General features: G+C 40.6%; 14 protein-coding genes. 8 read left to right on the top strand and 6 right to left on the bottom strand.

Translation table 11 applies throughout. The annotated features are described in order from the left end of the window. Positions 1 to 146: 146 nt before the first annotated feature. Positions 147 to 326, top strand: coding sequence for a hypothetical protein (locus V7K42_RS29010; RefSeq protein ID WP_012411172.1), 180 nt, complete (start codon positions 147 to 149; stop codon positions 324 to 326). 20 nt (positions 327 to 346) lie between these two features. Here the strand turns inward: V7K42_RS29010 and V7K42_RS26735 are convergent, their stop codons facing one another. Beyond that, positions 347 to 1,639, bottom strand: a complete 1,293-nt coding sequence (locus V7K42_RS26735; RefSeq protein WP_334920445.1) for a dicarboxylate/amino acid:cation symporter — start codon at positions 1,637 to 1,639, stop codon at positions 347 to 349. Positions 1,640 to 1,831: 192 nt separating this feature from the next. On the opposite strand from V7K42_RS26735, the gene V7K42_RS26730 reads away from it, so the two are divergent. The 5 genes from V7K42_RS26730 (at position 1,832) to ftsH3 (ending at position 9,450) form a co-directional block, all read left to right on the top strand. Then, positions 1,832 to 4,462 (top strand): DNA polymerase III subunit alpha, encoded by a 2,631-nt coding sequence (locus tag V7K42_RS26730; RefSeq protein ID WP_334920444.1) that lies wholly within the window; start codon positions 1,832 to 1,834, stop codon positions 4,460 to 4,462. Positions 4,463 to 5,388: 926 nt separating this feature from the next. Beyond that, positions 5,389 to 6,174, top strand: a complete 786-nt coding sequence (locus tag V7K42_RS26725) for a hypothetical protein (RefSeq protein ID WP_334920442.1) — start codon at positions 5,389 to 5,391, stop codon at positions 6,172 to 6,174. 91 nt (positions 6,175 to 6,265) lie between these two features. Continuing rightward, positions 6,266 to 6,685, top strand: a complete 420-nt coding sequence (locus tag V7K42_RS26720) for a GNAT family N-acetyltransferase (protein WP_334920438.1) — start codon at positions 6,266 to 6,268, stop codon at positions 6,683 to 6,685. Between the two features lie 17 nt (positions 6,686 to 6,702). Continuing rightward, positions 6,703 to 7,497, top strand: a complete 795-nt coding sequence (locus tag V7K42_RS26715) for an aminotransferase class IV (RefSeq protein ID WP_334920436.1) — start codon at positions 6,703 to 6,705, stop codon at positions 7,495 to 7,497. A gap of 111 nt (positions 7,498 to 7,608) precedes the next feature. After that, complete coding sequence (ftsH3, locus tag V7K42_RS26710; protein WP_094330865.1) at positions 7,609 to 9,450, top strand: ATP-dependent zinc metalloprotease FtsH3; 1,842 nt, start codon at positions 7,609 to 7,611, stop codon at positions 9,448 to 9,450. Positions 9,451 to 9,790: 340 nt separating this feature from the next. Here ftsH3 and V7K42_RS26705 read toward each other — a convergent pair whose 3' ends face one another. The 3 genes from V7K42_RS26705 to V7K42_RS26695 all read right to left on the bottom strand — a co-directional run bounded on the left by V7K42_RS26705 (position 9,791) and on the right by V7K42_RS26695 (position 11,610). Further along, a complete protein-coding gene (locus V7K42_RS26705; protein ID WP_094330884.1) occupies positions 9,791 to 10,009 on the bottom strand; it encodes a hypothetical protein in 219 nt (72 codons plus the stop codon). Between the two features lie 662 nt (positions 10,010 to 10,671). Continuing rightward, positions 10,672 to 11,322, bottom strand: a complete 651-nt coding sequence (gene hisIE, locus V7K42_RS26700) for a bifunctional phosphoribosyl-AMP cyclohydrolase/phosphoribosyl-ATP diphosphatase HisIE (protein ID WP_334920434.1) — start codon at positions 11,320 to 11,322, stop codon at positions 10,672 to 10,674. 93 nt (positions 11,323 to 11,415) lie between these two features. Next, complete coding sequence (locus tag V7K42_RS26695) at positions 11,416 to 11,610, bottom strand: ChaB family protein (RefSeq protein WP_334920432.1); 195 nt, start codon at positions 11,608 to 11,610, stop codon at positions 11,416 to 11,418. A 106-nt stretch (positions 11,611 to 11,716) separates the two neighbouring features. Between V7K42_RS26695 and hemL the strand changes: the two genes are divergently transcribed. After that, positions 11,717 to 13,015, top strand: a complete 1,299-nt coding sequence (gene hemL / locus V7K42_RS26690) for a glutamate-1-semialdehyde 2,1-aminomutase (RefSeq protein WP_334920430.1) — start codon at positions 11,717 to 11,719, stop codon at positions 13,013 to 13,015. A gap of 189 nt (positions 13,016 to 13,204) precedes the next feature. On the opposite strand, the gene V7K42_RS26685 is transcribed toward hemL, so the two are convergent. Continuing rightward, positions 13,205 to 13,375 carry a hypothetical protein gene (locus V7K42_RS26685; protein WP_334920428.1) on the bottom strand — a complete coding sequence of 57 codons (171 nt, stop codon included), beginning with the start codon at positions 13,373 to 13,375 and terminating at the stop codon, positions 13,205 to 13,207. Positions 13,376 to 13,903: 528 nt separating this feature from the next. Between V7K42_RS26685 and V7K42_RS26680 the strand changes: the two genes are divergently transcribed. Continuing rightward, complete coding sequence (locus V7K42_RS26680; protein ID WP_334920427.1) at positions 13,904 to 14,800, top strand: polysaccharide deacetylase family protein; 897 nt, start codon at positions 13,904 to 13,906, stop codon at positions 14,798 to 14,800. A 318-nt stretch (positions 14,801 to 15,118) separates the two neighbouring features. On the opposite strand, the gene V7K42_RS26675 is transcribed toward V7K42_RS26680, so the two are convergent. Beyond that, positions 15,119 to 15,949 carry a fasciclin domain-containing protein gene (locus tag V7K42_RS26675; protein WP_334920425.1) on the bottom strand — a complete coding sequence of 277 codons (831 nt, stop codon included), beginning with the start codon at positions 15,947 to 15,949 and terminating at the stop codon, positions 15,119 to 15,121. Positions 15,950 to 16,471: the final 522 nt, after the last annotated feature.

Here is a 16,471-nt window from a genome sequence, read left to right as displayed (position 1 = left end):
ATAAATTCACTTTGTGAAATTCCGCAATTTTTACCAGGACAATTGTCAAACCGCAGTGTAGTCTTTAACTAGAAAAACAGTATTAGGCAATTGCTAGACAAAATGCCAACTATAGCGTCTGAACTTTTATAATATTTGTTGTTCTTATGACTCCAAAACACACCAAAATTAAATTTCCCCTTTGGCAGTATCTGAACCAGCCTTTATTTAGTCACGATACTAAATTAGTATTGAATCCCCAACGCTTTGCATTGATCTGGCGTCTTAGACTTCTAGAACGCTGCTGGGCTAAAGAATGTGATGCTAAAGGGCCTCAACAGCATTAGCTACCTAAAAAGCCGTCAGACTAAGCCTCGTCTACAGAACGAGGCTTTTTGCCGTCAAGTAAAGCACTTACAGTCATATCTCCCATGACATTAATCGCGGTGCGGCAGCGATCCAAAAACCAGTCTATGGTAACTAGCAAAGCAATGTACTGGGTTGGTAAGCCTACAGAAGTGAACACCAGTGTCATTGTTACTAGTCCAGCGTTGGGAATATTCGCCGCACCTACAGATGCAAAAATGGAGGTCAGGATGACAATTAACTGCTGTCCTAGAGTCAGATGTTGCCCAATCAGTTGGGAAATATACAATGCAGACATTGCTTCATAAAGAGCAGTACCATCATTATTGAAATTTGCTCCTACTAATGCCCCCAAAGCAGCAGAAGATTCTCTTAAACCGACTTTTGTTTGCAAAACCTCAAAGGTTACGGGCATGGCCGCCGCCGAGGAAGAAGTTGAAAAAGCTGTCAAAAAAGCATCAGAACCACCAGCAAGGAATTTTAACGGAGGTACCCAAGAACCAAATTTTACTCTGGTGAGGTAGTAGCACGCCTGCAATGCCAGTGCTAACAGCACCGCTAGGATAAATGCACCCAAAGATTTAAATGGTGCAAATCCTTGCATAGCAACAGTTTTAGCAACAATTCCAAAGACTGCGAAAGGTACTAAGGCTATTACCCAGTTGAGGACGCGGACTACCGCTTCAAACAAAATCCCGATGACATCCTCTATCGGCTGGTATTCTTTTTTTCCTTGGGCGATTTGTTCAGATTTTAATGCCCGCAGAACAATGCCAAAACTCAGGGCAATAACAATTAATTGGATGACATTATTATCAACTAATGGCTTGAGGACAGCTTCTGGTACAGCATCTTTTAGTATTCCCCAAGGATCGATACTCTGAGCAGTTATTTGTGTAGTTGTTGAGGTGGTTACTTTACCCCAAGTCCCTGGACGTAGCACATTTGCGACTAAAAGTCCTACTAAAATCGCTACGGTAGTGTTAGTTAAAAGTAGTACAGCCAGTCGCCGTCCGGCTGTACCGGGGATGTTGGTAGTCATTAAGGTGTGTAGTACCGCTACCAAAATCAGGGGCGTAGCTAGGGCGCGGAGAGCCTTTAACACTAAATCAGCTGGAATTGCTAAATTATTGATTAAGGTGGCGTTGCTGGGATTGGGATTCCCCGCACCGAGGGCAATCCCAACGCTGACTGCGGCGACAAGGGCGATGAGAATTTGCAATGTGAGAGGGATACGCTGCCACCAAGGGCTAGCTTTGGTTTCAGGCGAAGTAGTACTCTCTGTTTCACTCATTAGTTAGATGCTGATTAACTGCTGTAACTATTAAAACAACACTGATAACAGTGATAATTTCGGAAAAAGAACAGCTTTAATTTGAGGTAAAAACTGCTAATGTAATATCCGTTGCTTTGCAAAATCCGGCTTGAAAGGGTATACCACAAGGTAGACCCCTAGAGATATCTTGGCTTGTGGTTGGAGATGCTTATGTCCTTTGTCCCTTTACATATTCACAGTGACTACAGTCTACTAGATGGAGCAAGTCAGCTACCAGAGTTAGTGGATCAAGCGATCGCACTGGGGATGAAAGCGATCGCTCTTACCGATCATGGTGTCATGTATGGAGCGGTTGAACTGATCAAAATCTGCCGTAGTCAAAATATTAAGCCGATTATCGGCAATGAAATGTATATAATTAACGGCGATATTGAGAAACAAGAACGCCGTCCGAAATATCATCAAGTTGTTTTAGCTAAAAACACTAAAGGTTACAAAAATTTAGTTAAATTAACCACGATTTCTCACCTCAAGGGTGTTCAAGGTAAAGGAATTTTTTCTCGTCCTTGTATTAATAAAGATTTACTCAAACAATATCATGAAGGTTTGATTGTCACCAGCGCTTGTTTGGGTGGAGAAGTCCCCCAAGCAATTCTCAGTGGTAGGCCAGATGCAGCCCGGAAAGTTGCTCAGTGGTATAAAGATGTATTTGGTGATGATTATTATCTAGAAATTCAAGACCACGGTTCCCAAGAAGACCGAATTGTGAATGTAGAAATAGTCAAAATTGCTAGGGAGCTAGGCATTAAAATTGTTGCCACTAATGATTCACATTTTATTTCTTGTTTTGATGTTGAAGCCCACGATGCTTTGCTATGTATTCAAACTGGGAAGTTAATTATTGAAGATAAGCGGATGCGTTATAGCGGCACAGAGTATCTCAAATCTGGTGAGGAGATGCGGCAGCTATTTCGTGACCATTTACCGGATGATGTGATTGCAGAAGCGATCGCCACCACAGATGAAGTCGCTGATAAAGTCGAGCCTTACCATATCATGGGTGAGCCTCAGATTCCTACACCACCCATTCCTTCCGGTCATACTGCTGACACTTACGCCGAAGATGTTGCATGGAGTGGACTTTTAGAACGCTTAAATCGCAAATCTCGCCAAGAAGTCGATTCCGTCTATAAAGAAAGATTGGAATACGAACTAAAAATGATTCAGCAAATGGGTTTTTCTAAATACTTTTTAGTTGTATGGGACTACATCAAATTTGCTAGAGATAATAACATTCCTGTGGGGCCAGGTCGGGGTTCTGCGGCTGGTTCATTAGTTGCCTATGCAATGCGAATTACTAACATTGACCCTGTGCATCATGGGCTATTATTTGAACGTTTCCTGAACCCAGAACGTAAATCAATGCCTGATATTGATACAGACTTCTGTATTGAACAACGGGATAAAGTGATTGATTATGTCACTGAAAAATATGGTGCAGATAGAGTTGCCCAAATTATTACTTTTAACCGCTTAACTTCTAAAGCAGTTTTGAAAGATGTCGCCAGAGTATTAAATATTCCCTACGGGGAAGCTGACAAAATGGCGAAAATGATCCCTGTGGTGCGGGGGAAACCAACGAAACTCAAGGTGATGGTTTCCGATAAAACTCCAGAACCAGAGTTTAAAGATAAATATGAGAAAGAACCCCATGTTCGCCATTGGCTTGATATGGCGATGCGAATTGAAGGAACTAACAAAACCTTTGGTGTTCATGCCGCAGGTGTGGTAATTTCTGCCGAGCCACTTGATGAAATTGTCCCGCTACAGAAGAATAATGACGGTTCCGTAATTACCCAATATTTCATGGAAGACCTGGAATCAATGGGTTTGTTGAAAATGGATTTTCTGGGTTTACGGAACCTGACGCTGATTCAAAAAACTGTGGATTTGATTCAAGAAACCAGAGGATATCGGGTTGATCCTGATGAAATTCCCCGCCAGGAAAGAAAAGCCCAGAGGATATTAGCTAAAGGTGAACATAGTAGTTTACCAAAAGATGTCCAAAAAACTTATGAATTACTAGAAGCAGGTGAGTTAGAGGGGATATTTCAATTAGAATCTTCTGGAATGCGTCAGATTGTACGAGATTTGAAACCTTCTAATATAGAAGATATTTCTTCAATTTTGGCACTTTATCGACCAGGCCCATTAGATGCAGGGCTGATTCCTAAGTTTATTAATCGCAAACATGGTCGAGAAAACATTGATTATCAACACCAAGTTCTGGAACCAATATTAGACGAAACTTATGGAATTATGGTCTATCAAGAGCAAATCATGAAAATTGCTCAAGATATGGCGGGATATTCTTTAGGACAAGCTGACTTGTTGCGTCGGGCGATGGGTAAAAAGAAAGTTTCTGAGATGCAAAAGCAGCGAGAAAAATTCGTGGATGGTGCAGCTAAAAACGGTGTACAGAAAAAAGTTGCGGATGAATTATTTGAGCAAATGTTGAAGTTTGCTGAATATTGTTTAAGCTATGACACGGAAATATTGACAGTAGAATATGGATTGTTGCCAATTGGTAAAATTGTAGAAAAACGCATTGAATGTACTGTGTACAGTGTTGATAATAATGGGAATATTTACACGCAACCTGTAGCACAGTGGCACGATCGCGGACAACAAGAAGTATTTGAGTATTGTTTGGAAGATGGTTCGTTGATTCGGGCAACAAAAGACCACAAATTTATGACTGTTGATGGTCAAATGTTGCCAATTGATGAAATATTTGAGCGGGAATTGGATTTGATGCGGGTTGATAATTTGCCGAATTAGCCGGAATAAAACTTTAGTAGTATGAGATTACGCTGTTGAATTAGCAGCGATCGTATTTGCAAGACAAGTACTTTTATTTTTATGGTTGCTGAAAGCCTCAAACAAGATCCATCGCCTGAGCAGTTACGAATAATCTCCCTACCGTCTCGAATTTGAGTTAAATGAAATTCACGAATTTCTTTATAGGAACCACTATCGGTAAATTGACTACCAATTTCATTTTGGATATCGCCACTAACAAGATTAATTCGGGTATAAATTCGATTGCCTGGTTTGGCAGCTTCTATCTCATTTTGTGGCTGTTCAGATGACTCTGCTACCCAAGTAGTAATTTTTAAATCAATCGCTTCAACTATTACTGTTTTAATGGCATCAATAATCTCGTCAACATCCAGTCCTTTTTTATCAGCGTTGAGATTAGTAACTATTGTTTTAAAATCACTATTTTTGGTTGAATGGATAGACTATTATTTTCCAAGTTGTTCGTAACTACAGTATCTAGCATAAGATTAAGAAGGAGAAAGGTGTAATTGAGAACAAAATCGAATTTTAAATCATGTCACAAATTTTACTGCTATTTTTTAACAAAACTAAGTAATACCAAAGTAACTTAATAATTGAATAGCTTGTTACTCAACAAAAGTAAAGCTAGATTTCTAGAATCTAATTTCATCTCAAAAAAGAAAATAATTTATATTTAGATGCTGTAAATCAGGAGGCGTAAATTACACCCTAAAAAATCAAACCATAATTGTATACTATTATACATAGTACATTGACATATTTATTTTAAGTTTTTTTAAGCTTAGGATAGACTTCTATACTAACTAGTTTCCTATGTAAGCTATTGTGACTATGTAGCTGAGTAATTTTACAAGAACTATATTATATACAATGAGTTGCTTGTGTTATAGAAGACAAAAAATATGTTGTTGCCACGTAAAGCCATTGCGACACCTTTTATAATTTGTGTGGGTATTTTAGGAGTTGCTTTGATTCAATTTCCCCAATTGCAAAAACTGATAGCTAGCAAACAATCTGTATCTGTAGAGACTTTAGAAAAAGAAATAAAATCAGAAAGTCTCCGTCTTAATTTTCTCAAAAAAACACCTAGTTTTGGTTATGATAATTTCATCGCAGATTTGGTATATCTCAATTTTTCGCAGTACTTCGGAGATGATGAAGTTCGGGATAAAACAGGTTATGGTTTAAGTCCAGAATATTTTGAAGTTATTCTAAAACGTGACCCGCGATTTTTAGCAGCGTATCGGAGTCTTTCTATTAGTACTTCATTATATGCTGCTATGCCAGAACGGGCGATCGCCCTCTCCGAGAAAGGCTTAAAATCGCTATCTCCCTTCGTTCCCGATAAGTCTTATTACCCATGGCGTTACAAAGGAATTGATGAGTTATTATTTTTAGGCAATGCTCAAGCCGCCCAAAAGTCTTTTGCAACGGCAGCAAACTGGGCTAGTAAATTTTCAGATCCAGAAAGTCAGCTTGTAGCTAATACTTCCCAAAAAACTGCGGAATTTTTGAGCCGAAATCCTAACAGTAAATATGCTCAGATTTCTACATGGGCAATGGTTCTAAATAATCAAGTTGATGAGAGAACTAGGAAACGAGCAATTAGGGAAATTGAGTCTTTGGGCGGAAAAGTAATTAAAACTCCTGAAGGTAATAATAAAATTCTCTTTCCACCTAAAGATTAAGTTGTTATTTATAGCATTTGACTGCAAATAAAACTATCTGAAATCGCGCTCATCTCTATCGCTTAGTAAAGTAATATGAGGAGTAGTAGTGATGTCAATACAATTGGCAAAATCTGAATTTCAAATATTAGGGTGTTTTCCTGTTATTTCCCAGTTACGTCCTCACTTTGAAGAGGCTAAGTTTCTAGAACAAGTTCGATATCAAATGAAAGAAGGATATCAAATTGCATTTTTGGAAATAGAAGAGCAAGCTGTTGCAGTAGCTGGATTTCGCATCTCTACGTGTTTAGCATTGGGAAAGTTTTTATATGTTGATGACTTAGTTGTTGATGAGTTGAAGCGATCGCAAGGTTATGGTAAACAGTTATTTCAATGGCTAATTGAATATGCTAAAAATCATGGCTGTGAACACCTCAGTCTTGATTCTGGGGTTCAGCGATTTGGCGCTCACAGGTTTTATCTCATGGAACGCATGAGGATTACAAGTCATCACTTTGGAATAGAGTTGTAGGAACAAGCAATCTGGTTGTGAAAAATGATATTTTTTGGTACAACGGCAAATTAATTCACTCCCAAACTTTAGAGTTAGACATTAACGATCCAGGCTTACTTTATGGAGCAACTGTTTTTACAACATTGCGAATTTATAAGAACTCCCTAGATAGTAATTTAACTAATTGGCAAGCACACTGCGATCGCTTACTTTTCTCAATTCAAACTTTTGGTTGGCAACAACCAGATTGGAATCGTGTGCATCAAGGCGCTAAAATTCTCCTCATACACTTCCCCGTTCTCAGAATTACCCTTTTTCCCGATGGCCGAGAGTGGATAACAGGTAGATTTTTAACACGTGACTTGATAGAAAAACAAAATAATGGTATAATATGCGCCGTCGCCAGCTCGGAATTTTATCGTTCTCTCCCCTCTCATAAAACTGGAAATTATTTGAGTGCTTGGTTGGCAAAAACTAGCTTAGATGCTCAAGAAGCAATATTAGTCGATGTTCAAGGAAATTGGCTAGAAACCAGTACAGGCAACCTTTGGGGATGGTGCGATCGCACTTGGTGGACACCACCAATAAAGGCAGGAATATTGCCGGGGATTTTGCGATCGCAACTTGTAAACTGGTTGCAAAACCACCAACAGCGAGTGCGGGAAGAAGCTTGGACGGTGGAGCTAGTCGAGAGATTTGAAGCGATCGCCTACACTAATAGTATCGTCGAAATTATTCCCATTCATACCGTTAATCAGCCTTCAGGGTCGCTACAATATGATCCCTACCATCCTAGCTTTCAGCAAATCAGGGAGCTTTTCGTAGCATGATAGCTACGGCACTTTGTTACACTTAAGATAAGTTAACATAATTCTTAATAATGACCTTTCCGAGCAGAGACGGTAAGCGATGGCGCGAAACATACAGGAGGATAGACCTTAGTGAATAAAAGATGGAGAAATGCAGGGCTGTACGCGCTGCTGTTCATTGTCGTCATTGCGCTGGGAACAGCATTTTTTGACAAACAACCCCAAAGCAGAGAGACATGGCGATACAGTCGCTTTATTCAGGAAGTTCAACAAGGCAAAGTCGAAAAAGTCAGTTTGAGTGCAGATCGCTCTACAGCACTGGTTACACCCAAATATGACCCAAATAAAAAGATTGTTACCTTAGTCAACGATCCAGACCTGATCAATAATCTGACTTCAAAAGGCGTTGATATTTCTGTTTTGCCCCAAACCGATGAAGGATTTTGGTTTAAAGCACTAAGCAGCTTATTTTTCCCTGTATTGCTTTTGGTTGGCTTATTCTTCTTGTTACGTCGCGCTCAAAGTGGCCCAGGTAGCCAAGCCATGAACTTTGGCAAATCCAAAGCCAGAGTGCAAATGGAACCACAAACTCAGGTGACATTTGGCGATGTAGCTGGTATCGATCAAGCCAAGTTGGAATTAAACGAAGTCGTAGACTTCCTGAAAAACGCCGATCGCTTTACCGCCGTTGGTGCAAAAATTCCTAAAGGTGTGCTGTTAGTTGGCCCTCCTGGTACAGGTAAAACCCTCCTTGCTCGTGCTGTAGCTGGTGAAGCAGGTGTACCCTTCTTCTCAATCTCCGGTTCGGAATTTGTCGAAATGTTCGTAGGTGTGGGTGCATCCCGCGTCCGCGATTTATTTGAACAAGCTAAGACCAATGCTCCTTGTATCGTCTTCATTGATGAAATTGACGCAGTAGGTCGTCAACGGGGTGCTGGTTTAGGTGGTGGTAACGATGAGCGGGAACAAACCCTCAACCAGTTGCTCACCGAAATGGACGGTTTTGAAGGTAACACTGGCATCATTATTATTGCCGCTACTAACCGTCCTGATGTCCTAGATGCAGCATTGTTGCGTCCTGGTCGCTTTGACCGTCAAGTTGTGGTAGACCGTCCCGACTATGCCGGACGCAGCGAAATTCTCAAGGTACACGCCCGTGGCAAAACCTTGGCGAAAGATGTAGATTTGGATAAAATCGCCCGTCGTACCCCTGGCTTTACTGGCGCAGATTTATCTAACCTACTAAATGAAGCCGCAATTCTGGCAGCCCGCCGGAATTTAACTGAGATTTCAATGGATGAAATCAACGATGCGATCGATCGCGTATTAGCTGGCCCAGAGAAGAAAGACCGGGTAATGAGCGAAAAGCGCAAAACCTTGGTAGCTTATCACGAAGCTGGTCACGCCTTAGTTGGTGCTTTGATGCCAGATTATGACCCAGTGCAGAAGATTAGCATCATTCCTCGTGGTCGCGCAGGTGGCTTAACTTGGTTTACCCCCAGCGAAGACCGGATGGACACTGGTTTATACAGCCGCGCTTATCTGGAAAATCAGATGGCTGTGGCTTTAGGTGGTCGGATTGCTGAAGAATTAATCTTTGGTGAAGAAGAAGTTACCACTGGTGCTTCTAATGACTTGCAGCAAGTAGCACGGGTTGCGCGTCAAATGATCACCAGATTTGGCATGAGCGATCGCTTAGGCCCTGTTGCCCTTGGTCGTCAGCAAGGTAACATGTTCCTCGGACGAGATATCATGTCAGAGCGTGATTTCTCTGAAGAAACCGCCGCCGCCATTGATGAAGAAGTCCGCAAACTTGTGGATGTAGCCTATACACGCGCTAAAGAAGTGTTAATAGGCAACCGCCACATCTTAGATCAAATCGCCCAAATGTTGGTTGATAAAGAAACGGTAGACGCTGAAGAGTTGCAAGAAATCCTATCGAATAACGATGTAACAACTGCTGCTTTTGCCTAATTTAATTAGTAGTGAGGAGTTAAGAACAATTTCCACCTCCTGATTATTAAAAAAGCCCAGTCTTGATGACTGGGCTTTTTATTTGGGGTTATGTACCCCGAAGCTTTCGTTATAGAGTTTCAGTATAAATCGCTTGTCTGATAGAGACTACCATCTGAACATAATCAATTCCGGAAAATTAGAAAAATTTTTTAGATACACCCAAATTAATGAAGTTAGAACTCTGACTTGAAAAGGAAAGCATCTATGCATCCTGTGTAGCACCCCAGATAGCGAGCAAAAGTGTTCTCCTTTAGATACTTTTCCCAATCTTTACTCAATATTTCACCAGTTGCCGATCTTAAACTCTAGATGTCGGTTTCAAAAATAGCCATGCTACAAAGAACGTAGCCGCCGTGAATAGTTGCGTCAAATCCAAAGCCGATAGATAACCATCTGCAAATGAAGCAATACTGCGATCGGTAATACCGAATACCCAGGATGACAGTCCAAACAGCCAAATCCCATTCTTGAGATTTCCGACGAATTCCTTAGAGTCTGATGGTTTTTGGTCTTTCACGATCTTCTGTCCCGTTGGTGAGGAATTTGATGATTGATGCGAAATAGCTGCCATTAAGAATTTTTTCTGGCTCCTGATGTTGAAGTTACACTTCCTATTTCTAATATTAATAAATATTTCAGCTACTTGACATCAATACCTAAAGATACATCCTCTAATCTTGACATTCCTACTTTGGTTCTGCCACCTCTGATAGATGGCTATGCTTTAAGTTCTCAGCATTACAGTGTCGGGTTTGAATGCTGAAATTACATTATCTTTAAATAACTATATAAAGATTTATTTTTACTTGGTATAAATTACTCCATAGGATAGATGCGTTATCAAAAATCGTAGTGACGCACATATATGTGCCACTACCGCGCGATGAATTAGATTTCTGGATTAACCAAGTGGATAGTAGGACGACTCTGATATAAATTTTGAACGACTTGGAGGGCAACAACTGCAACAGGTAACAAACAAACCTTTAACAAAGATGTTTTCTATGTGTCCGCGCCATCTCAATAGGTGGGTACAAATGCTGTTCCTGGAGCCAGTAGTGTTGAAGTTATAGTTAATACCCTTTGAATCTCGAAAGAAATATTAAATACTGGAGTCTAGACTAACCCATGACAAAATGACTCAGTTGGCAATCTAACTTGCCCAAGCACCATAATTCTTTATCGGCGACGTTCTTGGAGTTTGCGATATACAGATTTCAAATCAACTTTATGGTGAGCTAAGGCAACTAAAGTATGATATAGCAAATCAGCAACTTCACCTGCGATCGCATCTGCTTCATCATCTTTAAAGGCCATTACCACCTCGGCGGTTTCCTCACCGATCTTTTTCAAGATTTTATTATCACCACCAGCGAATAACTTAGAGGTATAAGAACTTTCAGTAGGATTGTCGCGGCGATCGCATATTATTTGAAATAATTGCGACAATGTATCCCCTGGTGGTGGGACAATATTCCCTTCTATTTGGTGAAAGCAACTGCGCTCTCCAGTGTGGCAAGCAATATCTCCTAATTGCTCTACCCCTATAAGCAACGCATCACTATCACAGTCATAACGGATACTCTGCACTTTTTGAATATGTCCAGAAGTCGCCCCCTTGTGCCATAATTCTTGCCGGGAACGGCTCCAAAACCAAGTTTCTTCAGTTTCTAAAGTTTTTTGTAACGACTCCTGATTCATCCACGCCATCATCAGGACAGTACCATCCAAATAATCTTGGACAATTGCAGGCACTAGACCCCGTTCATCGTAGCAAATTTCATTAATAGGGATGGCGTAATGCAGCGCTCGCGAATCGTTAGAAGACATACCAGCTAGTTTGCTCTAATGAGAATAACTTATGGATTCACGATACCATTCTGAATAGAGCAACTGGTATGTTTTTTGAATCAACTATCTTATCTAGCTCGAAACAAGTGCATTCCGCTCCATAGCAGACTGCATTTTTATAGCACTCAACGCGACTTTATGAGCTTTTGATGCCTCACCATACCAATGGATGGCCGAGTTAAAAGCCGCTCGGTAAAGATCCTGGTATGCTTCAGATAATCGAGTTTGAATATCTAGAGGCAAGTCTTTGTTGGACTTGTATAACATATTGTTATTTTTTTGGTTCTATTAATTCTATAGGATAGAAATTCTAAGCAATTTTTGACCCTATCCTGAGATAGAGCTTTTTATTGCCCACTGTTAGGAGAGAACCTTGGTAAATACCACAATTAAAACAACAAAATCACAAGAGGTCTTCGCTGCTGCTCAAAACCTCATGCCCGGAGGAGTCAGTTCTCCAGTTCGTGCCTTTAAGTCTGTGGGCGGACAACCCATCGTTTTTGATCGTGTTAAAGGTGCATATATTTGGGATGTAGATGGCAACCAATATATAGACTATGTAGGCACTTGGGGCCCAGCTATTTGCGGTCATGCTCATCCAGAAGTAATTGCAGCCTTGCATGAAGCCTTAGAAAAAGGCACTAGTTTCGGCGCTCCCTCAGCGCTAGAAAATGTTTTGGCAGAAATGGTCATCGATGCCGTTCCTAGTATCGAAATGGTCAGATTTGTCAACTCTGGAACTGAAGCCTGTATGGGAGTTTTGCGGCTAATGCGGGCTTTCACCAACCGAGACAAAATCATCAAGTTTGAAGGCTGTTACCACGGACACGCCGATACCTTTTTAGTGAAGGCAGGTTCTGGTGTTGCTACACTTGGCTTACCAGACTCACCAGGAGTTCCGAAAGCGGCAACTAGCACCACTCTAACCGCACCTTTTAATGACTTAGAATCCGTCAAAGCCTTGTTTGAAGAAAACCGTGACGATATTGCTGGCGTTATTCTTGAGCCAGTTGTTGGTAATGCTGGATTTATCGCCCCTGACGCGGGTTTCCTAGAAGGATTACGGGAACTGACTCACGAGCATGGAGCCTTATTGGTATTTGATGAAGTGATGACAGGCTTCCGCATTGCTTACGGTGGCGCTCAAGAAAAATTTGGGGTTACTCCCGATTTAACAACCTTGGGTAAGGTGATTGGCGGTGGTTTGCCAGTAGGAGCTTATGGCGGTCGGCGAGATATTATGTCAATGGTTGCCCCTGCTGGGCCCGTATATCAAGCTGGGACTCTTTCTGGTAATCCTTTGGCGATGACTGCTGGGATTAAAACTTTAGAATTGCTGCAAAAGCCAGGTACTTACGATTATCTTGAGCGGATAACTAAAAAGCTAGCAGATGGTTTGCTGCAAATTGCTAAAGAAACAGGTCATGCGGCTTGCGGCGGTCAAATCAGCGCAATGTTTGGCTTATTCTTTACCTCTGGCCCAGTTCATAACTACGAAGATGCGAAAAAGTCTGATACAGGCAAATTCGGACGCTTCCATCGAGGTATGTTAGAGCGTGGTGTTTACCTAGCACCCTCTCAATTTGAAGCTGGGTTCACGTCTTTTGCTCACACTGAAGAAGACATTGAGCAAACTTTAGCAGTTGCACGGGATGTAATGTCTAGTCTGTAACCCGCATTTTTCACAAGCTTGAGGGGAAGGATGGGCAGAGGAGCAGAGGGGCAGAGGGGCAGAGGGGCAGAGGGGCAAAGGGGCAGAGGGGCAGAGGGGCAGAGGGGCAGAGGGGAAAGAACTTGGTATTTGAACTCTCCTCTGCTCCCCTGCTCCCCTGCTCCCCTGCTCCCCTGCTCAAGCGCAGGTTTAATCGAGATGTGGTGAGAAATCCGGGTGTAAACTGTTAAATTTTTGGCGTTGCTGAATCATGGGATGATTTTGTTTAATGCGGAATAGTTTTTCAATGCTTCCAACTGCTAATTCATGCCGCAAATATGCAACGCCAAATTTTTTAATGGGTCTGTGTTGTACCGTCATCACTTAAGTTAGGTCACACCTTCGTCATAATTTCGCAATGGCTTCGTCAATGAGATATGCAATATTTAAACTACATTAAGCATATTCATGTTTTTTATAAGGCATAATTAATTGCTTTTTATAGCTCTCTAAATTCTTCTCATACCTCATAGTCTACAGAAACTAAAGCACAAGAAGGCTCTCACCTTCATGGTGAGGGTTTTATATATAGGAATCCAGTTTGATTTGGAGAAAATATCCGTAGGATGTGAGTGCGGAGAGTACGGCATCAAACCCTCGATAATAGTGCGTTACGAACTCTGTTCTAACACACGTTACAATACCTAATTTCGTTCAAAAATCAAATAGTAATCCTATATGATATTTAGATTACTCGATGGATAAGGTATTTTTTATGAGTCAGGGGTGGAGCTAAATTTAAAAGATATTACCAATCATGGCGTAGTTTGTATGGCAATGTTTAAAAGAGGATAAAAACTGCCAGAAGTATTGTGAAAAAAACGGTTCGATCATTGAAGGAGCTATGAAGTGGAGGACAATAAGTCATTTTTTGGCGTGCAAAAAATATTGATGGCGTTGCTTGTCTTGAGTACTACTACGATGATGCTTATCAAGTCAAGATCGTCTGAGGCTCAAAGTACAGAAAATATAAATGTAAACAATCCACCAGCTAAGATTGGAATTCAACAGCAGATTGAAGAACTAAAAACAATAATGCTTAAAAGTTGGCAGCAACAAGCACAAACAAAGGGTCTTACCTATGCTGTGCCACCAAGCTTTCAAGGGGCAACAATTGATGCTGCAAAACTTACTCCCGAACAGAAAGTAATTGCTCTCACCTTTGATGATGGTCCATGGCCTCAGAGTACCGCGCAAGTACTGGATATTCTTAAACAAAATCAAATCAAAGGGACATTTTTCCTCATTGGGCAAAATGTGAAGAATTATCCAAACTTAGTAAAACGGGAGATTGCTGAAGGTCACGTAATTGGCAATCATACTTGGCATCATTGGTATCAATTCATGAATCCCCAAGCAGCCGCTTATGAAATTAACCACACAGCAGACCTGATTTATCAAGTTACAGGGATTAAAACAAATCTATTTCGACCACCAGGAGGAATTATGCACAATGGGGTGGCTGATTACGCTAGAAATAACAAATATGCTATCATTCGCTGGTCATCAGACTCTGTAGACTACTCGCGTCCTGCTGTATCAAAGTTAATTAATAATGTGTTCAGAAAAGCTAAACCAGGTGGGATTGTGTTGATGCATGATGGTGGTGGTAATCGCTCTAAAACCGTACAAGCTTTACCAGAAATCATTGCCAACTTTCGGAAACAAGGCTATAGCTTTGTTACTATCCCTGAACTTTTAGTAATGCAAGATAAAGACCAAAGGCTAATTGCCCACAAAAAATAAAACCACTTTTTTTGAGTACCGCTTAATATAGTTCAGTTAAGGATTTCTTTGTTTGCGGTACTCGACGAGACGCTCTACAAATGCGTTTACGTTAAAAAATAACTTGACAAAGAGTTAAGCTATAAACCAAATATATTATTTTAGTTAAAGATTTTTCTTTACTCTTACCTTTTAATCAAGAAGTATTGGGTGGGATTGCCAATTTCACTCACCGTTATTACAAAAAAACCGTCCAAAATTAAAACTTGAACGGAATTTTTATGTATTAATACTTTATGCCCACTTAATTCTGTTACTGATTGTACTAATATCTAAAAGCTACAAGTCAGGAGGCAAAATTACCTGATCAATTGCGTGAATTACCCCGTTAGAGCCTGTGATATCTGCTTGTGTCACTTTAGCGTCATTGACAGTCACACCAGTAGCAGGATCAACTTTTATGTTGATAGTGCCACCTTCAAGGCTTTTTACTTCACCAGATTTTAAATCAGTTGACAATACCTTACCAGCTACTACATGGTAAGTTAGGATTTTGAGCAATACTTCTTTGTTGGCTGGTTTTAACAATTCTTGTAAAGCATCTGCTGGCAACTTAGCAAAAGCTGCATCAGTGGGTGCAAAAATAGTTAAGTTATCTTTTCCTTGCAAAGCCCCGGTCAACCCTGCTGCTTTCAAAGCCTTGGTTAAGGTTTTAAAGGAAGCGTTTGATTCTGTCAAGGCTAACAAGTTTTTGCCTTGATTGTCGCTTGCCCCTGGCCCTGGTGGAGTTATAGTAGGTTTCTCACTAGGTTGAGTTCCCGGGATAGTACCTGGTGTGCTGGGTGCTGGTTCAGTAGGTGTAGCGCTACCACCACGATTATAAGGAGGCTCGTTGAAAATACTTGGTCTGGGATTTGTTCCGCCACTTTTCTGTGCTACTTGTTTGCGCTTGGCATTGCCCTTTTCTATTTCGGAAGCAGCCTCAGTAGGCGTGTATTGAGCGTTTACTTGAAGGCGTTGACCCTTGTTATAGGGGGCTTCGTTGAAAATACTGGGTTTAGAATTTAGTGCCTCTTTAGCTTCAGATGGTAAAGTAATAACTAGGTTGAAACTACTAAATCCTGCTATGCCTGCTAATGCGATCAGCAATTTGCTGTAATTTGTCTTCATAAATTTTGTTTGTCTTTTTGTCCACACGTTACATAAAGATTTATAACATTTTGCTATGCAGAAAATCTAACTGAAGAGTGATGTAAAACTTTTCCTCAGAATAGTTTTTGCGGGGAAGGTAAAATATCTAACTTCGGCTTACTCTGATAGGTTATGAAATATATTTAGCACATATTTTATGTAATGAGTGTATTTTCTGCATCACACTGATAAAAACTTAAAAAGCCTCACTTGCTGTAACGAGGCGTGAAAATCCTACATTTACCTTACATTACAAGGTGTCAATTACAATAATCTGTGATAAATATTCTCTTTGAAAGCCAACTCATATACAAATTTGTCTGTAAATTAGGATTTTATTAAAAAACTCTGTATCACTTACAGAATAAGCAATATCTCTGAATTAACCATTGATGATTCCGCAAAAATACAGAAATTAATTACTTAGATGTATTAAGGTAATTTTACACTAACGGAAATAAAAGTAACTACTGAAGAGTTACAACTGGGCAGTTAGGTTTT

The sequence above is a fragment of the Nostoc sp. genome (assembly GCF_036917455.1).
Classification (GTDB): Bacteria; Cyanobacteriota; Cyanobacteriia; order Cyanobacteriales; family Nostocaceae; genus Nostoc.
Note: the sequence above shows the minus strand (reverse complement) of the source record. Positions and strands in the feature narration are given on the sequence as shown.